The sequence below is a fragment of the Micromonospora sp. NPDC003197 genome, assembly GCF_053590565.1.
Map to the genome: position 1 here is coordinate 259,520 of NZ_JBSFTE010000003.1, position 20,679 is coordinate 280,198.

Here is a 20,679-nt window from a genome sequence, read left to right on the forward strand (position 1 = left end):
GTCATTCCGCAGATGCCCGGGCGGCGCACTGGAGGGCCGAACGCACATCGGTGACCTCCATCACCCGCATGCCCTCCGGGGTGACGCCGGTCGACTCCGGTCCGCAGCCCTGCGGCACCAGGGCGGTTCGGAAACCGAGCCGCGCCGCCTCTGCCAACCGGCGGGGAACGGCACCGACCCGGCGTACCTCCCCGGTCAGACCGACCTCACCGATCGCCACCAGGTGCGGTGCGAGGGCGAGGTTGAGACCACCGGAGGCCACAGCGAGGGCCACCGCCAGATCGGCGGCGGGCTCGACCACCCGGATACCACCGACAGTGGCGGCGAACACCTCCCGGTCGTGCAGGGTGAGACGTTCGGTGCGGCGTTGCAGGACCGCGAGCACCATGGCCAGGCGGGCGCCGTCGAGGCCGGATACGGTACGCCGGGGCGACCCGGCGACGGTGGCCCCGATCAGCGCCTGCACCTCGGTGACCAGCGCCCGGCGGCCCTCCATCGAGACGGTGATACAGGTCCCCGGCACCGGCTCGGAGTAGCGGGTGAGGAAGAGCCCGGACGGATCGGCCAGGCTGCTGATGCCCCCCTCGTGCATCTCGAAACAGCCGACCTCGTCGGCGGCACCGAACCGGTTCTTCACCCCCCGCACCATCCGGAGCGAGGAGTGCTTGTCGCCCTCGAAGTGCAGCACCACGTCGACCAGGTGCTCCAGCACCCGAGGCCCGGCGACCTGGCCGTCCTTGGTGACGTGACCGACCAGCACCGTCGCGATGCCCCGTTCCTTGGCGACCGCCACCAGCGCGGCGGTCACCGCCCGGACCTGGGTCACCCCGCCCGGTACGCCCTCGGCGCCGGGCATGGAGATGGTCTGCACCGAGTCGAGCACCAGTAGCCCCGGCTTCACCGCGTCGAGGTGACCGAGGACCGCCCCCAGGTCACTCTCGGAGGCGAGGTAGAGCTGCTCGTGCAGGGTGCCCATCCGCTCCGCGCGCAGTCGTACCTGGCTGACCGACTCCTCGCCGCTGACCACCAGCGACGGGCTGCCGGCCCCGGCTGCCCACTGCTGGGCCACGTCGAGCAGCAGGGTCGACTTCCCCACCCCCGGCTCACCGGCGAGCAACACCACCGCGCCGGGCACCAGGCCACCGCCGAGCACCCGGTCGAGCTCGGAGACCCCGGTTGGCCGGGCCTTGGCCGGGGCGGCGCTGATGGTCGCGATCGGTCGGGCCGGCTCGGCAGGCACCCGGGAACTGACCACCCGGCCGGAGACGGTTGGTCCGGTAACGGTCGACTCGACGACGGAACCCCACTCGCCGCACTCTGGGCAGCGGCCGACCCACTTGGGCGGCTGATGTCCGCAGGCGTCGCATTCGTAGGCGGGCCGGGCTTCACGGGTCGCCGGGCGGGCGCGGGTGGCGGCGCCCCGGGGGGTGGCTCGGGAGGTCACCCTACGGACGCTAGCCAATTCCTACGACGAAACCGGGCCGGCGTGGTCTGCGCCACGCCGGCCCGATGTCGACTGTCCGTTTGTACGGCTGAGTTGTGCGCCCTGTCGGGCGGCGTACGGCTGTGGTCAGCCGTGCCCGTTGCCCTCTTCGTGCTCCAGCGGGGTCGCTGCGGGATTCGGGGTGAGCGGCACCGCCACCGGGGCCACGGTGCGCAGTTCCTTGCCGTCCACGCTGAAGACCAGGTTGATCTGCTGACCCGGGGTGAGCGCCGACTTCAGACCCTTGATTTGCAGGTGGCGACCGGTGGTCCGGTTGAGGACGGCGTAGCTGTTCGCCGCGATCTCGATCGTGGCCGGCTCCTCAGCGGGGGCGGCCGGCGGGGTGGTGGCCTCCGGCGGAGTCGCGCTCGCCGAGCCACTCGGGGTGGCCGACCCGTCCGGGGCGGCGGATCCGGTCGGCGTCGGCTCGACCGGGGTCACCGACGGGCTTGCCGGTGCCGCGCCGTCGGCCAGCACCACGAGGTTGCCGCTGTCAGTGGTGACCTTGACCGTTACCGGCTTCGGGGAGTCGTTGTAGAGCACCACCTGAATCGGGGCGTCGCCGCCGGCCGGGTACCCCTTCGGGTCCAGGTAGCTGACGGTCAGGTTGCGGACCTTGAAGGTGCCATCCGCCGTCTGGGCGTTGATCCCGTCGATGCTGGGCGCCTTGTTGGCGGTCTCGGCGATCTGGCCTGCCCCACAGCCGGACATCAGCAGGGCGGTCGCCGCCGTACCGGCCAGCAGCACCGCGGCCCGCCGGGCCCCCCTGATCGAGCGCGTCACGTCGGTCCTCCTCGTTACGATCCCGGCCGGCCACCCGAGGCGGTGGCCATACCGCGCAGACCGGGCTCCAGGGTAATGGGGGTGATCTGCGCCCGTACGCCGACCCGGGCATTAGTCGCCGAGACGCGAGTCGGTTACACCACCCGACCGCTGACCACGAGCAGAACGACGTCGATGACCGCCACGAGCATCACCGCCCGGAACACCGCCACCGGGCGGTCACCTCGGACGGCCGCCGCGCGGGAGACGTACCAGCCGGCGGGCAGGACCACGGCGGCCACTGCGATCGCCGCGAGCCCGGCCCACGACGGCGGTCCGGGTGGCCCGAGGACCAGCATGGCGGTCGCCGCGAGCAGCAGCCCGGCGGCAGCCACCCGCGAGCCTGCCGCCCCCAGTCGGTGCGGCAACCCACGCACCCCGGTCCGGGCGTCGTCGGCCAGGTCGGGCAACACGTTGGCGAAGTGCGCGCCGGCCCCGAGCAGCGCCCCCGCCGCCACCAGCCAAGCCGGTGGGGTGGGCGCGCCCGGCAAGGCGAGTACGACGAAGGCCGGCAACGCCCCGAACGAGAGCGCGTACGGCAGCACACTGGCCGGAGTGGACTTCAGCGGCCAGTTGTAGAGCAGGGCGGAGACCAGGGCGACGGTGACCCACAGTGCGGCGGTCGGGTTCAACGTCAGTCCCAGCGGTGGTGTGGCCAGGGCAGCCAGCAGGCCGGCGAGCCCGACCGTGTTCCGCCGCGCCGCGCCGCTGGCGACCGGTTTGTCGACTCGACCGACCGCGGCGTCCCGGTCGGCGTCGAGCCAGTCGTTGAGCCAACCGACCGCGAGTTGGCTGGCCAGCACCGCCGCCGCCACCATCGCCACGCCGATCGGGCGATGCCCGACACCCCAGGCAAGTAGCGCCGACACGCCGGTCACCGCCGCCGCGGGTTCCGGATGACTCGCCCGAATCAGCCCTGACACCAATCCCGACATACTGTGAAGTCTGGCCCTGACCGGTGGATCGTGCCAGGCTCAGTCCATGCGAGACGGGCTGCTCAGGACGACTCGGGCCCAGGCCAGGGAGCTGCCACGCAACGATCTCCGGCAGTACGACGACCTGGCCGGCGAGTGGTGGCGGCCCGAGGGGGCCTTCGCGATGCTGCACTGGCTGGCCGAGGCCCGAGCCCGACTGATCCCACCGGCGCGTCGCCCCGGGGCGGTGCTCGCCGACGTCGGTTGTGGAGCGGGACTGCTCACGCCGTACCTGGCCGGCAAGGGCTACCGACACGTCGGAGTGGACCTGGTCCGGTCCGCGTTGGAGCAGGCCGCCGCGCACGGCGTTACCGCAGTCAATGGTGATGCCACGGCGATCCCGCTCGGGGACGGCTGCGCGGACGTGGTCTCCGCCGGTGAGCTGCTGGAACACGTACCGGACTGGCCGGTGGCGGTGGCCGAGGTGTGCCGGGTGCTCCGGCCGGGCGGAACGCTGGTGCTGGACACCCTGAACGACACCCCGCTGAGCCGTCTGCTGGCGGTCCGGGTGGCCGAGCGGCTGGTGGGGGTGCCCCGGGGCATCCACGATCCCGATCTCTTCGTTGACGTACGGGAGCTGACCGCGCAGTGCGCCCGGCACGGCGTACGACTGCGGGTTCGGGGCGTACGCCCAGCGGTGTGGCCGGTGGCCCGGTGGCTGCTCGGGCGGGCGGTGCCCGCGCTCGGCCGGGACGACCTAGTCGACGGTGCCCGCCGGATCGTGCCGACCTGGTCGACAGCGGTGCTCTACCAGGGCGTGGGGGTGAAGGACGGGTAGGGCGGTTCGGTAGGCGACAGAAGGGGGCACGGTATGGCGGTGGAGGCGGTCGAGGCTGCGCGCCGGGTGGCGCCACGGCTGGCGGCGCGGGCGGCCCGATACGACCGGGACGGCACCTTCCCGACCGAGGACTTCGCGGATCTGCGGGAGGCGGGGCTCTTCGGGCTGATGGTTCCGCCGGACCTGGGTGGGGCAGGGGCGCGGTTCGCCGAGTACACGGCGGTCGCCGGTGAGCTGGCCCGGGGCAACGGGGCGACGGCGTTGGTGTTCAACATGCACGCGTCGGTGACCGGTGCCCTCGGTGCGGTGACCGAGGAGTTGGCCGAGGCGCTCGGGGTACCGGACGAGGCGCTGGCGGCCCGGGACCGGCTGCTCGCCGACGCGGCGGCCGGATCCTGGTACGGCGTGGCCATGAGCGAGCGGGGCGCGGGTGCCCGGCTGTCCCAGCTCACCACCGTCTACCACCGGGTGGACGGTGGTTACCACATCAAGGGCGCCAAGACCTTCTGCTCGGGGGCGGGGCACGCGGACGCGTACCTGGTGGCAGCCCGGAGCGCGGCCGACCAGTCGGTGGTGTCGCAGTTCCTGGTGCCGGCCGCGCCGGACGGGCTGCGTGTCGAGCCGACCTGGGACTCGTTGGGTATGCGTGCCACGGCCTCACATGACATACACCTGGACGTCACCGTGCCGACGGATCGGTTGCTTGGTGGGGTGGAGGGGCTCGCCCTCGTGATCGCGCAGCTGATGCCGCACTGGCTGGTGGCCAGCTACGCGGCGGTCTACGTCGGAGTGGCCCGAGCGGCGGTGGATGCCGCCGTTGAGCATCTGACGGCCCGAGGGCTCACCGGCCTGCCGGCGGTACGGGCCCGGATCGGCCGGGCCGACGCGGCGGTCGCCGCCGCCCAGTTGACGGTTGCCGAGGCGGCCCGGCGGGTGGACGAGGCGCCGGGCGACGCCGAGACCAACCAGTGGGTGTGGCGGGCCAAGTTGCTGGCCGGTACGACCGCTGCGGAGGTTGCCGCCTCGATGCTGGAGGCGGCCGGTACGTCCGCCACTCGACGGGGACATCCGTTGGAGCGGCTCTACCGGGACGCCCGCTGCGGATCGCTGCATCCGGCTACCTCGGACGTCTGCGCGGACTGGCTCGGCATCGCCGCGTTGGGTGGCGACCCGGACCGCGACGGATCGACCCCTCGATGGTGAGCGCACTGGTGAGCGCGAGGAGTGAGCGAGCGCAGCGAGTGAGCCCCGCAGTCGCGAACGAAAGGCCAGCACAGTGAGCGCGAGGAGTGAGCGTTCCGGGGCAGCTCGCGTGGGACGCGGCTGCGCCGGAATGCGAGTTGAGCGAGCGCAGCGAGTGAGCCCCGCAGTCGCGAACGAAAGGCCAGCACAGTGAGCGCGAGGAGTGAGCTTGCGAGCCCCGCAGTCGCGAACGAAAGGCCAGCACAGTGAGCGCGAGGAGTGAGCTTGCGAGCCCCGCAGTCGCGAACGAAAGGTTGCCTGATGCGTGCCATGCATGAGCGGAGCGGCTGGCCGGTGATCACCGGCTTGGGCCTCGCACTGCCACCCCGGGCCACCCAGACCGAGCTGTGGGACGGGTTCTTCGCCAAGCACTTCTCCGGCGCCACCCGGGAACTGGCCCAGCGGATCTTCGTCAACTCCGGGGTCACCACCCGCCAGGCAGCGGTCAATCCGCTCTTGGAGGACGTGTCCGACTGGCCAACCGAACGGCGGATGCGTCGCTATCTCGTCGAGGCGTTGCCGTTGGGTAAGGAGGCGGTGGGGCGGGCGTTGACCGAAGCCGGTCTCGCCGCCGACGACATCGGGCTCTTCGCGGTCTGTTCCTGCACCGGCTACGCCACCCCGGGGCTGGACATCCTGCTGGCCCGCGACCTGGGCATGGCCGCCGACACGCAACGGATGTTCGTCGGCCACATGGGCTGTTACGCGGCGCTGCCCGGGCTCGGGGCGGCGAGCGACTTTGTCGCCGCCCGGGGCCGCCCGGCGCTACTGCTCTGCGCCGAACTACCCGGTCTGCACCTACAGCCCTCCTCGGCCCGGGTGGACACGCAGCAGATCGTTGCGCATGCGCTCTTCTCGGACGCTGCCGTCGCCGTCGTGGTCGCTCCAGCCAGCACCACCCCGGGGTACGTGGTCCGTGAGGTTGCTGCGGTGACGGACACCTCGACCGCCGACTACATGACCTGGGACGTGACCGACACCGGGTTTCGAATGGGCCTGTCGCCGAAGGTCCCGCAGGTGCTGGCCTCGCACGTACGCGGGTTGGTCGATTCCCTGCTGGCCCGGCACGACCTGCGAACGGCCGATGTCGACGGCTGGGCGGTGCATCCGGGTGGTCCCCGGATCCTCAACGTGGTGGAACGGGAGTTGGGTCTTTCTCCAGAAGCGCTCGCAGCGTCCCGAGGTGTGCTCGCCGATCACGGCAACTGCTCGTCGCCGACCGTCCTGTTGATTCTGGATCGGCTGATCCAGGGGCCACGTCCTCCGAGCTGGATAGTGATGCTCGCCTTCGGGCCGGGGTTGACGCTCTACGCGACGCTGCTCCAGCGGACACCGAGCGGGGTGAGCACATCGGCATAGATGATTGCGGCAGTAGGATTGCCGGATGCACACGGGACAGGAAGGTCGGCTACGAGGTCTGCTGCTGGCCGGGCTGGCGCTGGGCGCACTGGCGGTGGGCGCCCGATGGTGGGTGGTTTCCGCTCCCGAGCTGACGTCGGCGTCCGCCCCGCAGGTGGCCCCTGCACCCACTTCCGAGCCGTCCTATCGCGCCTCCGCGAGGGTCCTGGTGGGAGTGGACCCTGCGACCGGCAGGGTGACAAGGAAATTCTGGCTGCCCGAGCCGAGTCCTGGCACCGGCGATGGGCCGAATCCGGCCCGAGTGGCCGACGCGTTGGATGTCGAGCTTGTGTTGCCACACCTGCCGGACACGTTGCGTCGCGAGGTGTCGACCCTGTCGGGCGGTGGAAAGCTCAACTGGAGCCTCGGCATCGACGCGGGAAGCTACCGGTTGCAGCATCTCTGTGTCGGCCCCGGGGAGCTGACCATCCAGGTGTGGGTGGGACAGGGCGATCCGCTGGCTTCCACTTCCGTCCGCTGTGACGGCTCGGTGTCGAGCATGATGTTCAATGTCGACCGCAGTCGACAGGTGCGTGTTTCGGCGGTGCGACCCGGGGGCGAGCAGGTCGTGGTCGGGATGCGGCTGGCCCCGGCGGACGACCAGGCTTTGCCCTTCCCACCCCGCTAACGGTCGCCCAGTTGGGCCAACTCGGCGGGATGGCCGGTGAGGTCGCCTACGGCGGGTAGGACCCGTACGACCGTTCCGGACCGGGCGGCGAGCAGCGCCGGTACGGAGTTCGGCGCGGGGGTCAACCGTAGGAACGTACGCAGCCCGGTGCCGGGGTCGGCGAGGTAGCGGATGCCGGCGGCCGGCGGTTCGGGTGGCCGCTTCGGTGCGGTCGACTGGCCGCTGGCCAGTGCCACCACCGTCACTCCGGGCGGCACGCTCCGGGAGGCCAGGCCCAGTTCCGCCGCGCAGACGCAGCCGTCGGTGAAGACGATCAGGGCGGGCAGCAGGCCCCGGAGTGGCACCAGAGAACCGTTCTCGCCGATCAGGTCCAGCGCCGGCAGTCGCTGCCCGGGGGTGCCGCTGTTGTGTTGCCCGGGAGTGCCACCGTCGCTGGCCGGGGCGGCTTCCGAATTCTGCCGGTTCGGCCGGATGGCGGCGATGAAGCTGGTCAACGTGACCAGTACCGCGATCGCAATGATCAGTAGCGCGAGCCGGACCGGTCGGGGGGCGTTCTCCGGCTCTGTGGCCAGTCCGAGCCGCCGCCGCCAGGCGGTACGACGAGCCTGCCCGCGTAGCTCGGCGCGTAGTCGGGCGGTGTCGGTGGCCAACGCGGAGGCATCGTCGGGGACGATGATCGTTCCCCATTCGGGTGGCAGACCGGGCAGTCCCTCGGGCGGGCCGCCGTTGTCCGAGCGTGCGTCACCGTTTCCTGCCGTGCCCATCGTGCCCCCTGCCGGTCGACCTAACAGTGGATCGGGCTCTGCCCTAGGGTCCCGCACCATCGTCCGTCTCGCCAGTGGTGGGCGTACCCCGAGTAGGAGAGTTACGATTGAACGACCGCAACGTCCGACTTCCGATTTACCGGCCTGCCCCGCTGGCCGGTGATCCCTAGTTAACGCACCGTAGCGGAACCATCGGTTTGGCCGGCTGTCAAGCTGAAGAAAGACCTCTCACAAGGCCTCTGAGCTGCGCTAACGGTCAGGAACGCGGTGAGACATCGGTGCCTGAGCGTGTTACCCTAGACACAGCGAAAGGGGTTTCGAACCTATGGTTTTCAGTGTCGGCGAGACCGTTGTTTACCCCCACCACGGGGCCGCACTCATCGAGGCAATCGAGACTCGGGTCGTCAAGGGCGAGGAGAAGCAGTACCTCGTTCTCAGGGTCGCGCAGGGTGACCTGACGGTGCGGGTGCCCGCCGAGAACGCCGAGATCGTCGGTGTACGTGAAGTGGTCGGCGAAGAGGGCCTGGGCAAGGTCTTCGATGTCCTCCGCGCCCCGCACACCGAGGAGCCGACCAACTGGTCGCGGCGTTACAAGGCGAATCTGGAAAAGCTGGCTTCCGGTAACCCTCTCAAGGTGGCGGAGGTCGTTCGTGACCTTTGGCGTCGGGAGCGGGAGCGGGGCCTGTCGGCCGGCGAGAAGCGGATGCTCGCCAAGGCACGGGACATCCTTGTCGGTGAGGTTGCACTCGCCGAAAAGAGCACCAAGGACGAGGCGGAAACCCTTCTCGACAAGGTGCTGACCGAGGCATAGAGAGCGGTTCCGGACGCTCCGCTCGTTTTTCGCCCATTCTCACTGCTAATGAATTCGAGGACCGCGACGTGACCGCGCAGCTCAATCCGCGCGGTGACGTCGCGGTCCTGGTTCCGGCCGCTGGTGCGGGAGTTCGGCTCGGTCCGGGTCGCCCCAAGGCGCTACGCCTACTCGCTGGCGAGTCCCTGCTGACGCACACCGTCCGGCGGGTCGCCACCGCCCCGTCCGTGCACTCGATCGTCGTGGCGGCTCCGGCAGCCGAGGCCGCCGCCGTCGCCGAGCTGCTCGCCCCGATCGCCCCGGTGATCGTCGTCGTCGGCGGGGCCACCAGACAGGAGTCGGTCGCCGCCGCGTTGGCCGCCGTACCAGCCGGGCCCGAGATCATCCTGGTCCACGACGCGGCTCGGGCGCTGACCCCGCCCACTCTGGTCGAGTCGGTCGCCGCCGCTGTCCGGGCCGGTCACGATGCGGTCATCCCGGTGCTGCCCGTCGTCGATACGATCAAGGAAGTCGCCGCCGACGAGCTGGTGTTGGGCACCGTCGACCGGTCGGCGCTGCGGGCCGTACAGACGCCGCAGGGCTTCCGCCGGAGGGTGCTGGCCGCCGCGCACGCTGCCGCCGTCGACCCGCTCACCGACGACGCCGGGCTGGTGGAGAAGCAGGGCGGATCGGTGCGGTGCGTGCCGGGTTCCGAGTACGCCATGAAGATCACCCGGCCGTTCGACCTGGCGTTGGCCGAGCATCTGCTCCTTACCGGGTCGGCGACCGACACTCCGTGATCGGTACGCTTCGTTGATGATCGTTCCCCGGGTCGGCATCGGCACCGACGTACACGCATTCGAGGCCGGGCGGGCCTGCTGGGTGGCGGGTCTGCACTGGCCGGGCGTGGATGGCCTGGCCGGGCACTCCGACGGGGACGTGGCCGCGCACGCGGCCTGTGACGCGTTGCTGTCGGCTGCTGGGCTCGGGGATCTCGGCAGCAACTTCGGGGTGGCCGAACCGGAGTGGGCCGGGGCCGCTGGGGTGGCCCTGTTGGGCGAGACGGCCCGCCGGGTGCGAGCTGCCGGATTCGAGATCGGCAACGTCTCGATCCAGGTCATCGGGGTACGCCCCAAGATCGGTCCCCGTCGTGCCGAGGCGCAGCAGGCCCTCAGCGACGCGATAGGTGCTCCGGTCACGGTCTCCGGCACCACCACCGACGGACTGGGGCTGACCGGCCGGGCCGAAGGGTTGGCCGGCATCGCCACCGCCCTGATCTACCCGGTCTCGACCACCTAGGCCCGGCTGTGTCCAGCGAACCCGGTCTCGGACCAGACGACCACTCTGACGGCTATGTGCAACGGGCGATGCTCCTTGCCGGCCTCGGTCGCTACGACGAGGCCGCCACCGAACTCGGCTACGCGATCGCCCTCAAACCCGGCGACTCGTACGCGCTGACCATGCTTGCCCGCGTACACCTGGCGGCAGAGCGTCCCACCGAGGCACTGGCGGTGGTCGAGTTGGCGGTGGCTGCGGCACCGGAGGCGGTGCCCCCGTTGGTGGTCCGTGGGCTCGCCCTGGCCGACCTGCGGCGGTTCCCCGAGGCGGCCCAGACCGCTGACCAACTCCTCGCCCTTGGGCCGGCCGACGCGTACGCACAGCGCAGCGCGGCGGCGATCCTGGCCGAGTCGCGTAACGGGCAGCCGGCCCTCAACGCGGCCTGGCGGGCGGTCGAGTTGGCCCCCGCCGAGGCGTCGGCGCATCTGGTCCTCGGCTTGGTGGCGGCCCGGTTGGGGCTGTACGACCTGGCTGAGCGGGGCTATCGCGAGGCGCTGCGGCTCGATCCGGCGCTGGTCGAGGCAGACCAGGAGGTCGGGGTGGTCCGGCTGGAGGAGCGCCGCTACAGCGTGGCCCTGGCCCAGGTCACCGAGACGATCGTGCCCGCGCCGACCCGGCCCGGCTCGGCGCCCCGTTCGATCGGCGAGGGGCTGCGCAACCTGGTGTTGTACGGGGCGGGCTACTCGATCGTCGCGGTGGTTCTGGTGGCGGCCTTGGCAGCCAGCAACGAGGCGCTGTCCCGGATCATGGCGGTGGTTTTGGCGCTCGGTGGGGCCGGGGTGATGTGGCTGCTCGCCGCTCGGGTGCCCGGCCTGTTCGGGCGGATCCTGCCCGCCCTGCTCAAGCAGGACCGGGCCCTGGGCATCGCCGGGTACGCCGTACCCGCCGCGCCCTGCCTGATTCTGCTCTACGCCCTGGTCGGTACGCCGTGGCCGCTGGTGCTGGCGATCTGTGCCACGGTGGTCGCCGAGGTCGTGGTGTTCCGCCGCTCGTTCCACTGACCGTGGTGCGGGATTGAGCGGTGGCCCGACGTGGATCGCCACTCAATCCGGGTGACGGTGTCGGGTCAGGGGGTGCCGGGGCGGGACCAGGTCCAGGCGTAGCCGGTGTCCTCGCAGGCCAACGCCGGCTCGCACAGGTCGAGCGGGCGGAAGGTGTCGACCATGACCGCCAACTCGTCGAAGAACTCGGCCCCGATCGAGCGTTCCACCGCGCCGGGCTGCGGACCGTGGGTGAAGCCGGACGGGTGCAGCGAGATGGAGCCCTGCCCGATGCCGGAGCCGCGTCGCGCCTCGTAGTTGCCGCCGGTGTAGAAGAGCATCTCGTCGGAGTCGACGTTGTGGTGGTTGTACGGCACCGGGATGGCCAACGGGTGGTAGTCGACCTTGCGGGGTACGAACGAACAGATCACGAAGTTCGGACCCTGGAAGGTCTGGTGGGCCGGTGGTGGCTGGTGCACCCGGCCGGTGATCGGCTCGAAGTCGTGGATGGAGAAGGCCCACGGGTAGAGGTGCCCGTCCCAGCCGACCACGTCGAACGGGTGGTTGGCGTAGACGTGTCGGGTCCAGCCCTGGCGGTGCCGGACGTACACCTCGACGTCGGTGTCGTCGACGAGCAGCGGCTCGGCCGGTCCGCGTACGTCCCGCTCGCAGTAGGGGGAGTGCTCCAGGAACTGGCCGCGTACGGAGAGGTAGCGCTTGGGCGGCCCGACGTGCCCGTTGGCCTCGATGGCCAGCAGTCGGACCGGGGCGTCGCCGGTCGGCACGATCCGGTGCACCACCGAGGTCGGAATGATCACGTAGTCGCCGGCGACGGCGTCGAGCACTCCGAAGGTCGACTCGATCCGCGCGGTGCCGGCCTCCAGGTAGAGGCATTCGTCGCCGATGGCGTTGCGGTAGAGCACCGACGGCTGGTCGGCGACGACGTACGCGATCCGGACGTCGTCGTTGGCCAGCAGGTACTGCCGGCCGAGGACCGGGTCGGCGGTGCCGCCGTCGAGCTTGTGGGTGCGTAGGTGGCGGGGCTTCAGCGGCAGGTTCGGCACCCGGGACCAGGTCGGCGGGGTGAACTCCTCGGCGGCCACGATCGCGGTCGGCAGGTGGCGGTGGTAGAGCAGTGAGGAGTCCGAGGAGAAGCCCTCCTGGCCCATCAACTCTTCGGCGTAGAGGCTGCCGTCGGGCTGACGGAACTGGGTGTGGCGTTTGCGTGGCACCTCGCCGACGCTGCGGTAGTACGGCATGACCATCTCCCGATTTGTCCCGGTCACCGGCCGATGGCGTCCGATAATCGGACGCGGTTGTCCGTTAGTCGTAGCGTCCCGTAGATTCTGTGTTCGTGTCAACGCAGGTGCCCAGGCTTCTCGCCGGTCTCGTCGACGACGCCGCCGTCTTCCCGCCGGGAAACGCATCGCTGCCCGAGGCGCTAGCCGCCCATCGCGAGCACCGGGCGGCCTGGTACGCCGACCTGGTCGGGCCGCTGCTCGTCCCCGCCTCGGCGCTGCCGGAGCTGACCGAGCTGCTCGGTCCCGATGAGCAGATCGAGGTTGGCGTGATCGGTGATGTCACGCCACTGAGCCGGCTGGCCGATCTTCGGGATGGACTCGACCCCCGGATCACGCTGCGTCAGGTCGAGGCGGCGGTGGCCAAGCGCGGTGAGGACCCGGAGCCGGGCCTTGCCGAGCTGACCGCCCTGCCGGCTCGTCTCGGCGTGGACGTGTACGCCGAGATTCCGCTGACCTGGGGACTGTTGCGGGCACTGGACGTGGTCGCCCAGGCCCGCGCCGCCGGCACCCGGATCGCGGCGAAGTTCCGTACCGGCGGACTGGCGGCGGAACTGTTCCCGACCCCGGTCGAGCTGGCCGCGGTGATCTGCGCCTGCCGGGACCGGGACCTGCCCTTCAAGCTCACCGCCGGGTTGCACCACGCTATCCGGCATACCGACCCGGAGACCGGGTTCACCCACCACGGCTTCGTCAACGTACTCGTCGCAGCGGCAGTGGCAGCCGACGGTGCCGAGGTGTCCGACATCGCCGACCTGCTCGCCACCACCGACCCGCTGCGCCTGGTCGAACCGGCCCGGATCCGCCGGGACCGGGACCGTCCGCTGTGGATCGGCTTCGGCTCGTGCAGCATCGTGGAACCACTGACCGACCTGATCCGGATGAACATGGTGAACGGGGGATTCGAGCTATGACCTGGGTCGACGGCGCGGCGGGCTCGTCGTACGGAGTGCACAACCTGCCGTACGGGGTGTTTCGCCACGGTGACCGGGCACCACGCATCGGCGTACGGGTGGCGGACTTCGTCCTCGACCTCGACGGCGCCGAGGCGGCCGAGTTGATCCTGGCCGGCGGTGCCCTACGTCGCCCGGTGCTCAACGACTTCATGGCCCTCGGTCCCGCCCAGTGGAGCGCGGTCCGGGCCCGGATCGTCGAGTTGCTGGTCGATGAGGCGCACCGGGCCGCCGTCGAGCCGCTGCTGGTGCCGCTGGCCGAGGTCGAACTGCTCCTGCCGTTCGAGGTCGCCGACTACGTCGACTTCTACTCCTCCGAGCACCACGCGTCCAACGTGGGGCAGATCCTCCGCCCGGGGCAGCCGCCGTTGCTGCCGAACTGGAAGCACCTGCCGATCGGCTACCACGGCCGGGCCGGTACGGTCGTCGTCTCCGGCACCCCGGTGGCCCGGCCGTGCGGGCAGCGCCCGACGTCGGACGGCCCGGTCTTCGGCCCGTCCCAGCGGCTGGACATCGAGGCCGAGGTCGGCTTCGTGGTGGGCGTACCGTCGGCGCTGGGCGGTCGGGTGCCGGTCGAGGACTTCGCCAAGTACGTCTTCGGGGTGGTGCTGGTCAACGACTGGTCTGCCCGGGACATCCAAGCGTGGGAATACCAGCCGCTCGGCCCGTTCCTCGGCAAGTCCTTCGCCACCTCGGTCTCGCCCTGGGTGACACCGTTGGCGGCGCTGGCGGACGCCTGGGTGCCGGCACCGGACCAGGACCCGGCGGTGCTGGACTACCTACGTGACGTACCGCATCTCGGGCTGGACCTGCGGCTGGCCGTGGACTGGAACGGTGAGCGGGTCAGCGAGCCGCCATTCGCCGGCATGTACTGGACGCCGGCCCAGCAGCTCGCCCACCTGACGGTCAACGGGGCGTCGCTGCGTACCGGTGATCTCTATGCCTCGGGCACGGTCTCCGGGCCGGAGCGCCGCCAGGTCGGCTCGTTCCTGGAGCTGAGCTGGGGTGGCACCGAGCCGGTGCCGGTGGGGAACGACCCGGGCCGGTCGTTCCTGGCGGACGGGGACACCGTCACCATCTCCGCGACCGCTCCCGGGCCGGATGGCACCACCGTCGCCCTAGGTGAGGTCACCGGCACCATCGTGCCGGCGCGGCCGGTTCCGCCGGTCGCCACCGCCTGACCCTGCCCACCTGAGGCCACAACCTGACGCCACCCCAGACTTCTTCACCGTCCACTGGGTGCATAGGCCAGCCAGTGCAGTTGGGGCTCCTGCTCGACCCCGGCGACCACCCGACCGATCCGCCGACGGATGAGGTCGCGTCGTCGGTCCGGAGAGAGATCCACCCAGGCGGCCCGCAGATGGCGTAGCCAGGGCAGGGTACGCCGGGGCGACCGTCGACGGGTCTCGTCGAGTACGGCGCGGAACACCTTGCCCTCCAGGGTGCTGGCGGGCACCGGTGGTCGTCCACAGCCCGCGTCACAGCGGTAGAAGCGTTCGGTGGTGGTGGTATCGGTGCACCGATCCAGCGGCACCATCGTGGTGCCGCACCGGCACCAGATCAGACCCCACAGTAGGTATGGGGTGGGCCGACCAGGGTTGTCCCACCAGGAGTTTGCTCGGACCTTGACGTCTTGCAGCTGGGCTGGGCCGCTGCTGCCCCCGTGATGTCGCATCCGACGTGCCGCCTTCCCGTTCCGAATGGCCTTTCCGTGAGGTGCACTGGGGCGGGGCCGGGCCTCCCCAGGGAGGATTCCCGCCCGGTTGGATCTGAGTCTGTCTCTTCGCGGTAAGCGACACAACGCTTACAGAAAGATGCGACAGAGATAGGTACGAATAGCCGACGTCGACCATCGGGTGAACGAACCCTGTCGAACGGGCCAACCCGCGTCGGGTGATCGCTGCGCTCGTTCCGTCGTCCGGGCTGCCATCACCGTCCGTCATGGGAGAGCTGGCGGAGGGGCTCTCGCACCCGCTGTGCGATTGCCGCCGTTGGGAGCCATTACCCGATCGGGTGTTAAGGCGTTGATCAGACCGGTGTCCACCGGGTGAACTGGTACAGATACCAACGAAAATTACATACCCGACACAGGGTATAAGTTTTATTTGTAAGGGGTATCTAGTGATTGACCTTTCCCGTGCCCGCTGGCGCAAGAGCAGCCGCTCCAACGACCAGGGTCTGTGCATCGAGGTCGCCGACAACCTGGCCGGCGTCGTCGGACTCCGGGACTCCAAGGACCAGGAAGGGCCGGTGCTGACATTTGCCCCGGCAGGCTGGGCCGCCTTCGTCGACGCGACCAAGGCAGGCACGTTCGGGCACTGACCACGACGTGGTGACATGTCCGCCGGTGGTGGCCGCGACTCCCGATGAGGGGCTGGGCCACCGCCGGCGGTTTCTTCGGTAGCAAGTCGCATCGGCCGTTCGGCTGACCTGCCAGGTCGCTCGCAGGCTCTGCTCGATAGGGTGCCGGCGGAGGTGCGGGTATGAAGACCCCGAGTGGGGCGCGACGCTGGACGACGAAGATGGCCGTGGTGGCGGTGGTACTGGCCGTCGTGGCCGCTGGCGCGATCGCATACCGCGTACTTGCCCCGGCGGAGGAGCTCACCCCGGCTCGGCTCGGCTACCCCTCCCCGATGACCGCCCAGCCGGGAGTGCTTGGCACCCTCGCCACCGCACCGTTGATCGTCGACGATCGGCTCCGGATCCACGCCGCCCCTCGACAGGTCATCGCCGACCAGCCGGTGGACGCGCGGACCCGTCGTACGCCGTACTGGTCCTTCCGGCGCTGGCCGGCCCAACTTACCGGGATCGTGGCGGCCGGTACCACCGTGGTCAGTCAGTGGTCGGACGGTGAGCTGGTCGCGCTGGATGCCCGTACCGGCCGAATCGCCTGGCGGGCCGAAGGGCCACAGACCGATCTGGAGTACGCCGGGCGGCGCACCGGAGCAGCCACTGTGTACGCCCCGCCCGGCCTGCGTGCTGCGACCACTCGGGACGGCCAGATCGTCCTGACCGTCATCGGCCGAGCGGAACTGCGCGGGCTCGACCTGGCGACCGGTCTGGAACTGTGGCGGACCGATCATGATTCGTCCTGTTCGGCGGGTGGCATGACCACCACCGGCGGCCAGTTCGTGAGTGTGGATACCTGTGCCGTTCCCCAGGTTGTCGAGTTCCGTGACGTGTCGACCGGTACCCCGGCTGCCCGCTGGCGGCCGGCAGACGCCGGATCCGAGCTGACCATCACACCGCTCGGCTGTGTGATCGGCCAGTCGTCCTGCGCTGGGATGCGGACCGGCACCGGCGAGGCCGACGGTCGGGGCTGGCTCGTTGCCGATCAGATCGGGGCGACCGGGCCGGCCGCCGCCCCGGCGCTGGACGCCTCGGGAGCCGTACTGGTCGGGACGCTGGCGGTAACGGTCGGGCCGGGTGGGGTGGTGGCCCGGTCAGCCCGGGACGACGTCCAGGTGTGGCGCCGGGACGATCCCGGTACCTCCCGCATTCTTGCCGCCCAGCCCGGTCGGATACACCTGCGCAACGAAGCCGGGGAGCTGGTCAACCTGGATTCGGCGACCGGTCGGGAACTGTCCCGGTTTCCGTTGACCGAGGGGAAGCAGTCCATCGACTGGGAGCCCGGCTACGGGTATGCCGCAGCCGGGTTCCTGGCGGTCGAACGCCTGGCCCGGCCGGTTGATCCGGACGCGGACGACGACCGCTACTACATGAACATCGAAACGGTCCTCTTCGCCGGGACCTGAGACATTCGTCGTCGCGGCGGCCCGGAGGGTAATCCCGGCGGCCCGGAACGGAATCCGGCGGTCACCGTCGATGCTTGGCGACCCTGGAACGATGACGTTGATAGGTGTAACCGCCGAACAACGCGACTGCCAGGACGGCGACCGTGGCGGTGCCCGCGAGCAGCGAGAACGGTCGGAAAGCCGCCTGGCGCACGGTCGGGTCGCCGAAGGTCACGGTGCCGGTGGCGGTGTGTTCGGTCTGCCCGCTGACCAGGGAGAGTCGAGCCGTCCACCGACCATCCGGAATCCGGGGGTCGAGGGGCACCCGCAGGGTCGTCGTGGCCCCGATGCCAAGGGTGTCGAGCTTGACGTCGACCGACCCGGCGGAGAGTCGGTCCGGTCCGTCCGACAGGGACAGGGTGCCGCCCAGGTCGAGCGCGCGGGCTCCGGTGTTGCGGACCCGGGCGGTCACCACCGGCGTACCGTCGGGCGTTCGTTCCCCGGTGAACTGGTCGATCTCGAAGTCCGAGGCCGGCTCGCCACCCGGCCCGATCGAGAGGCAGATCCGGATGCCGACCCGACCGACGTTACGGACGTTGGCGGAGGGGGCTAGCTTCGGCACGTCGATGGCGACCCATGTCCTGGCGTGCCGGCCGGCTTCGAGAGCGAGCGTGTCGTGTTCCAGCCGGATCCAGTCGGTGAGCTCGTTGCGCGTGCGGTCCGGTGCGAAGGTGAAGCCGGCGGGTGCCACGGACGCGGCGGCCGGATAGAGCTCGATGTCCCGATCCGCCGTCGAGGAGTTGGTTACCTCGACCCGACGATCGATGGTCTCGCCTGGCTTTACCTGATCCACGATGTACTGATGGGCGGGATCAGGCTGGTGGGGCGGTGCAGGTGCGGTCGCCCCGGCCAGCCCGGCAGCTGTCATACCGGTCGCGGTCGCCCCGGCCGGGTTAACGGGGATCAGAGCGGTGCCGGCGAGCGCCAGGGCGGCCAGGACGACCGCAAGTCGCCTCTTACGCCATCGAATGGGTCACCGCCCCGCTGTAGAGGCTGCCTACGGCGGTGGCCGGTACGCCAGATAATAAGCATGCCTTACGCATGGAATTAACTGTAAGTCCGACAAGTCCGACTCTGGGTTATTTTGCTAGTTAAGGGGCTGCTTTCCGAGGTAGAGGCCGGCGGTGATGCCGGTCAGTACGGCCACCACCAGGGTCCGGTTCCAGCTCACCCGGTTGTTGCCGCTGCCGGAGGTCTTGCGGAAGGCGGTGCGTTGAGGTGTTAGGAAGGGCCCCTTCCTATGCAAAAAGCGATAAGAAGGGGCCCTTCCTAACCCGTCAGAGAGCCGATTCGGCGACGGCCAGGAAAGCGTCGTTCTCGGCCGGGGTGCCCACCGTGACCCGTACTCCGTCGCCGGCGAAGGGGCGGACGATGACGCCCCGCGCCTCGCACGCCGTGGCGAACTCTGCCGCTTGCTCGCCCAGCGGCAGCCAGACGAAGTTGGCCTGACTCTCCGGCACGTCCGGCACGAGCTTACGCAGCGCCTCGGTGAGTCGGACGCGCTCGGCGACCACCAACCCGCACCGACGGCGTACCTCGTCCTCCTGGGCGAGGGCGGCCAGCGCACCGGCCTGGGCGGCGAGGCTGGCGGAGAACGGGGTCACCACCTTGCGTACCGTGCCGGCCACCTCGGGCTGGCCGACCAGGAAGCCGATCCGCAGCCCGGCCAGCCCCCACGCCTTGGACAGCGTGCGCAGCACCACGACGTTGGGGCGGTCACCGTAGACCGTCAGCCCGTCCGGCACCTCCGGGTCGGTGACGAACTCCCGGTACGCCTCGTCGAGCACCACCAGCACGTCCTCGGGCACCGCGTCGAGGAACCGGTCCAACTCGGCGCGCCGCAGACTCGTACCGGTCGGGTTGTTGGGGTTGCACACCAGGACCAGCCGCGTGCGGTCGGTGATCGCGTCGGCCATCGCCGGCAGGTCGTGGCCGTGCGCAGCGGTGTTCGGCACCCGGATGCTGGTCACGCCGCTGGTCGCCGCGATGATCGGGTACGCCTCGAAGGACCGCCAGGAGTAGACGATCTCGTCGCCGGGCAGGCAGGTGGCCCGGACCAGGTGCTCGCAGAGCGCCACCGAGCCGCAGCCGGTGGCGACCCGGTCGACGGAGACGTCGTACCGCGCGGCGAGCGCCTCCCGCAGGGCCAGCACGCCCATGTCCGGGTAGCGGTGTGATCCGGCGGCGGCTTCTGCGACCGCCTCCACGACCCCGGGCAGCGGACCGTAGGGCACCTCGTTGCTGGCCAGCTTGATCGCCTCGGTGAGGCCCAACTCCCGAGCCAGGTCGGCAGGGCTACGACCCGGCACGTAGTTGGGCAACGCCGCGAGGTCGGCCCGGGTCAACCGGGGGTGACGGGGTTCGTCGCCGGTCATGCAGAACCTCCAGGGGTGTCGGTGCGGTCGTCGGAACGCTCCTCGGCCGGGCCGGCCGGCTGCTTGGGGGCCTGTACGACCACCGTCCCGGCCCGCTTGTCGTGTATGGCCTGGTGCAGGGGCCGGTCGAAGAGGGCGAAGGCGCAGTCGATCAGTTGCATCACGAAGCCGATGCCACAGCAGTACCAGAGCAGGGTCGGCAGGCCCAGCGACATGCCCCATCGACTCATTGAGCGGCCGAAGCCGAGTTGCGGATCCTCGGCCAGCGAGACCACCCTGATCTGCATCAGTCGCTTGCCGACCGTCTGTCCGCCGTTGGCCACTGACGGCACCTCGTAGGCGAACCAGAGCGCGGTGGCGATGAGCAGGATGACGAGCGGGAGGTTGCTGGCCTGCTCGCTCAGTTGTGGCAGTCCCTCGGTCGACGGGTTGTTGGCCAGTGACCGCTGGAAGACCTCGCGGTAGAGCGGGGTCACCTCCTGCACGTAACGCCAGACGAACCAGCCGTTGACCACGACGTTCAGCAGGAACACGATGCCGATGTCGATCAGTCGGGCGACCAGCCGGGCCCCCAGCGACGCCAGCGCGTGGCCGTGTGGGCGGGGCGGTGGGACCTGGAAGTAGTGCGGTGGATGGGGCCAGCCGGGTGGCACAGCGTGGGGTGGATAAGGACCCGGCACGCCGTTGGCGGGCGGCGGCACCGGCCCGGCGGGCGACCCCGGCGGTGGGTATGGCGAGCCTGGCATCCCGGTCGGTGGGTATGGCGAGCCGGGCATTCCGGGCGGTGGGTATCCGGCTCCGGACGTCCCCGGTGATACCGGGCCGACGGGTGAACCAGGTGCTGTGCCTACCGGGCCGGCGGCCGGTGACTGCGGCGCCGGTTCGGGTTCAGGCTCGGCTGGTGGCGGGCCGGGTGGTGGCGTCGCATCGACGGGCAGTGGCGAGCCGATCCAACCCTCGCCGTCCCAGTAACGCTGGGTAGTGGGTTCGGCGGGATCGGCGTACCAACCTGGCTGAACCGTCATGACGCCGACCTTAGTTCGCTTACCTTGGAGCCCTTGT

22 protein-coding genes are annotated in these 20,679 nt (G+C 70.4%); 12 read left to right on the forward strand and 10 right to left on the reverse strand.

Annotated elements, in window-relative coordinates:
- Position 1 precedes the first annotated feature (1 nt).
- The 3 genes from radA to ACWDV4_RS05230 all read right to left on the reverse strand — a co-directional run bounded on the left by radA (position 2) and on the right by ACWDV4_RS05230 (position 3,240).
- A complete protein-coding gene (radA, locus tag ACWDV4_RS05220; protein WP_449975001.1) occupies positions 2 to 1,444 on the reverse strand; it encodes a DNA repair protein RadA in 1,443 nt (480 codons plus the stop codon).
- A 126-nt stretch (positions 1,445 to 1,570) separates the two neighbouring features.
- Positions 1,571 to 2,266 (reverse strand): hypothetical protein, encoded by a 696-nt coding sequence (locus ACWDV4_RS05225; RefSeq protein ID WP_449975003.1) that lies wholly within the window; start codon positions 2,264 to 2,266, stop codon positions 1,571 to 1,573.
- Between the two features lie 134 nt (positions 2,267 to 2,400).
- Positions 2,401 to 3,240, reverse strand: a complete 840-nt coding sequence (locus tag ACWDV4_RS05230; protein ID WP_449975004.1) for a UbiA family prenyltransferase — start codon at positions 3,238 to 3,240, stop codon at positions 2,401 to 2,403.
- A 46-nt stretch (positions 3,241 to 3,286) separates the two neighbouring features.
- Between ACWDV4_RS05230 and ACWDV4_RS05235 the strand changes: the two genes are divergently transcribed.
- The 4 genes from ACWDV4_RS05235 (at position 3,287) to ACWDV4_RS05250 (ending at position 7,325) form a co-directional block, all read left to right on the forward strand.
- Positions 3,287 to 4,057, forward strand: a complete 771-nt coding sequence (locus ACWDV4_RS05235) for a methyltransferase domain-containing protein (protein WP_449975005.1) — start codon at positions 3,287 to 3,289, stop codon at positions 4,055 to 4,057.
- Positions 4,058 to 4,090: 33 nt separating this feature from the next.
- Positions 4,091 to 5,260, forward strand: a complete 1,170-nt coding sequence (locus ACWDV4_RS05240) for an acyl-CoA dehydrogenase family protein (RefSeq protein WP_449975007.1) — start codon at positions 4,091 to 4,093, stop codon at positions 5,258 to 5,260.
- 309 nt (positions 5,261 to 5,569) lie between these two features.
- A complete protein-coding gene (locus ACWDV4_RS05245) occupies positions 5,570 to 6,658 on the forward strand; it encodes a type III polyketide synthase (RefSeq protein ID WP_449975159.1) in 1,089 nt (362 codons plus the stop codon).
- A 25-nt stretch (positions 6,659 to 6,683) separates the two neighbouring features.
- Positions 6,684 to 7,325: a DUF6023 family protein gene (locus ACWDV4_RS05250; RefSeq protein ID WP_449975009.1), complete on the forward strand. Its 642-nt coding sequence runs from the start codon at positions 6,684 to 6,686 to the stop codon at positions 7,323 to 7,325.
- Here ACWDV4_RS05250 and ACWDV4_RS05255 read toward each other — a convergent pair.
- Entirely contained in the window at positions 7,322 to 8,089 is a 768-nt protein-coding gene (locus ACWDV4_RS05255; RefSeq protein WP_449975010.1) for a hypothetical protein, read from the reverse strand. The two genes, ACWDV4_RS05250 and ACWDV4_RS05255, sit on opposite strands and share 4 nt — an antisense overlap.
- Positions 8,090 to 8,414: 325 nt before the next feature.
- On the opposite strand from ACWDV4_RS05255, the gene ACWDV4_RS05260 reads away from it, so the two are divergent.
- The 4 genes from ACWDV4_RS05260 (at position 8,415) to ACWDV4_RS05275 (ending at position 11,218) form a co-directional block, all read left to right on the forward strand.
- Positions 8,415 to 8,900 carry a CarD family transcriptional regulator gene (locus tag ACWDV4_RS05260; protein ID WP_184535443.1) on the forward strand — a complete coding sequence of 162 codons (486 nt, stop codon included), beginning with the start codon at positions 8,415 to 8,417 and terminating at the stop codon, positions 8,898 to 8,900.
- Between the two features lie 68 nt (positions 8,901 to 8,968).
- Positions 8,969 to 9,679 (forward strand): 2-C-methyl-D-erythritol 4-phosphate cytidylyltransferase, encoded by a 711-nt coding sequence (gene ispD / locus ACWDV4_RS05265; protein ID WP_449975011.1) that lies wholly within the window; start codon positions 8,969 to 8,971, stop codon positions 9,677 to 9,679.
- Between the two features lie 13 nt (positions 9,680 to 9,692).
- Positions 9,693 to 10,178, forward strand: coding sequence for a 2-C-methyl-D-erythritol 2,4-cyclodiphosphate synthase (ispF, locus tag ACWDV4_RS05270; RefSeq protein WP_449975012.1), 486 nt, complete (start codon positions 9,693 to 9,695; stop codon positions 10,176 to 10,178).
- Between the two features lie 8 nt (positions 10,179 to 10,186).
- Positions 10,187 to 11,218, forward strand: a complete 1,032-nt coding sequence (locus tag ACWDV4_RS05275) for a tetratricopeptide repeat protein (RefSeq protein WP_449975014.1) — start codon at positions 10,187 to 10,189, stop codon at positions 11,216 to 11,218.
- Between the two features lie 65 nt (positions 11,219 to 11,283).
- Here the strand turns inward: ACWDV4_RS05275 and ACWDV4_RS05280 are convergent, their stop codons facing one another.
- On the reverse strand, positions 11,284 to 12,456 hold the full coding sequence (locus ACWDV4_RS05280) for a homogentisate 1,2-dioxygenase domain-containing protein (protein ID WP_449975161.1): 1,173 nt from the start codon (positions 12,454 to 12,456) through the stop codon (positions 11,284 to 11,286).
- Positions 12,457 to 12,551: 95 nt separating this feature from the next.
- Between ACWDV4_RS05280 and ACWDV4_RS05285 the strand changes: the two genes are divergently transcribed.
- The gene (locus tag ACWDV4_RS05285; RefSeq protein ID WP_449975015.1) at positions 12,552 to 13,409 is read left to right on the forward strand and encodes a hypothetical protein; all 858 of its coding nucleotides are present in this window, start codon (positions 12,552 to 12,554) and stop codon (positions 13,407 to 13,409) included.
- Positions 13,406 to 14,629: a fumarylacetoacetase gene (gene fahA, locus ACWDV4_RS05290; RefSeq protein WP_449975016.1), complete on the forward strand. Its 1,224-nt coding sequence runs from the start codon at positions 13,406 to 13,408 to the stop codon at positions 14,627 to 14,629. The genes ACWDV4_RS05285 and fahA overlap by 4 nt, the downstream gene beginning before the upstream one ends.
- Positions 14,630 to 14,673: 44 nt before the next feature.
- Here the strand turns inward: fahA and ACWDV4_RS05295 are convergent, their stop codons facing one another.
- Complete coding sequence (locus ACWDV4_RS05295) at positions 14,674 to 15,123, reverse strand: hypothetical protein (protein ID WP_449975017.1); 450 nt, start codon at positions 15,121 to 15,123, stop codon at positions 14,674 to 14,676.
- A gap of 446 nt (positions 15,124 to 15,569) precedes the next feature.
- On the opposite strand from ACWDV4_RS05295, the gene ACWDV4_RS05300 reads away from it, so the two are divergent.
- Both ACWDV4_RS05300 and ACWDV4_RS05305 read left to right on the forward strand, forming a co-directional pair.
- Positions 15,570 to 15,770 (forward strand): DUF397 domain-containing protein, encoded by a 201-nt coding sequence (locus tag ACWDV4_RS05300; RefSeq protein ID WP_449975019.1) that lies wholly within the window; start codon positions 15,570 to 15,572, stop codon positions 15,768 to 15,770.
- 161 nt (positions 15,771 to 15,931) lie between these two features.
- Positions 15,932 to 17,203 (forward strand): outer membrane protein assembly factor BamB family protein, encoded by a 1,272-nt coding sequence (locus tag ACWDV4_RS05305; protein WP_449975021.1) that lies wholly within the window; start codon positions 15,932 to 15,934, stop codon positions 17,201 to 17,203.
- Between the two features lie 61 nt (positions 17,204 to 17,264).
- On the opposite strand, the gene ACWDV4_RS05310 is transcribed toward ACWDV4_RS05305, so the two are convergent.
- From ACWDV4_RS05310 to ACWDV4_RS05325, 4 genes are all read right to left on the reverse strand, one after another.
- Positions 17,265 to 18,035, reverse strand: a complete 771-nt coding sequence (locus tag ACWDV4_RS05310) for a hypothetical protein (RefSeq protein WP_449975022.1) — start codon at positions 18,033 to 18,035, stop codon at positions 17,265 to 17,267.
- Between the two features lie 294 nt (positions 18,036 to 18,329).
- The gene (locus ACWDV4_RS05315) at positions 18,330 to 18,488 is read right to left on the reverse strand and encodes a hypothetical protein (protein ID WP_449975023.1); all 159 of its coding nucleotides are present in this window, start codon (positions 18,486 to 18,488) and stop codon (positions 18,330 to 18,332) included.
- Between the two features lie 31 nt (positions 18,489 to 18,519).
- Positions 18,520 to 19,617: a histidinol-phosphate transaminase gene (gene hisC / locus ACWDV4_RS05320; RefSeq protein ID WP_449975025.1), complete on the reverse strand. Its 1,098-nt coding sequence runs from the start codon at positions 19,615 to 19,617 to the stop codon at positions 18,520 to 18,522.
- A complete protein-coding gene (locus ACWDV4_RS05325) occupies positions 19,614 to 20,642 on the reverse strand; it encodes an RDD family protein (RefSeq protein ID WP_449975026.1) in 1,029 nt (342 codons plus the stop codon). The genes hisC and ACWDV4_RS05325 overlap by 4 nt, the downstream gene beginning before the upstream one ends.
- Positions 20,643 to 20,679: the final 37 nt, after the last annotated feature.

What these genes read in the sequence shown, in the direction of transcription:
- ACWDV4_RS05230 (WP_449975004.1), bottom strand. Translation starts at nt 3,240, where the DNA reads ATGTCGGGATTGGTGTCAGGGCTGATTCGGGCGAGTCATCCGGAACCC.
- ACWDV4_RS05235 (WP_449975005.1), top strand. Translation starts at nt 3,287, where the DNA reads ATGCGAGACGGGCTGCTCAGGACGACTCGGGCCCAGGCCAGGGAGCTG.
- ACWDV4_RS05240 (WP_449975007.1), top strand. Translation starts at nt 4,091, where the DNA reads ATGGCGGTGGAGGCGGTCGAGGCTGCGCGCCGGGTGGCGCCACGGCTG.
- ACWDV4_RS05245 (WP_449975159.1), top strand. Translation starts at nt 5,570, where the DNA reads ATGCATGAGCGGAGCGGCTGGCCGGTGATCACCGGCTTGGGCCTCGCA.
- ACWDV4_RS05250 (WP_449975009.1), top strand. Translation starts at nt 6,684, where the DNA reads ATGCACACGGGACAGGAAGGTCGGCTACGAGGTCTGCTGCTGGCCGGG.
- ACWDV4_RS05255 (WP_449975010.1), bottom strand. Translation starts at nt 8,089, where the DNA reads ATGGGCACGGCAGGAAACGGTGACGCACGCTCGGACAACGGCGGCCCG.
- ACWDV4_RS05260 (WP_184535443.1), top strand. Translation starts at nt 8,415, where the DNA reads ATGGTTTTCAGTGTCGGCGAGACCGTTGTTTACCCCCACCACGGGGCC.
- ACWDV4_RS05280 (WP_449975161.1), bottom strand. Translation starts at nt 12,456, where the DNA reads ATGCCGTACTACCGCAGCGTCGGCGAGGTGCCACGCAAACGCCACACC.
- fahA (WP_449975016.1), top strand. Translation starts at nt 13,406, where the DNA reads ATGACCTGGGTCGACGGCGCGGCGGGCTCGTCGTACGGAGTGCACAAC.
- ACWDV4_RS05295 (WP_449975017.1), bottom strand. Translation starts at nt 15,123, where the DNA reads ATGCGACATCACGGGGGCAGCAGCGGCCCAGCCCAGCTGCAAGACGTC.
- ACWDV4_RS05305 (WP_449975021.1), top strand. Translation starts at nt 15,932, where the DNA reads ATGAAGACCCCGAGTGGGGCGCGACGCTGGACGACGAAGATGGCCGTG.
- hisC (WP_449975025.1), bottom strand. Translation starts at nt 19,617, where the DNA reads ATGACCGGCGACGAACCCCGTCACCCCCGGTTGACCCGGGCCGACCTC.
- ACWDV4_RS05325 (WP_449975026.1), bottom strand. Translation starts at nt 20,642, where the DNA reads ATGACGGTTCAGCCAGGTTGGTACGCCGATCCCGCCGAACCCACTACC.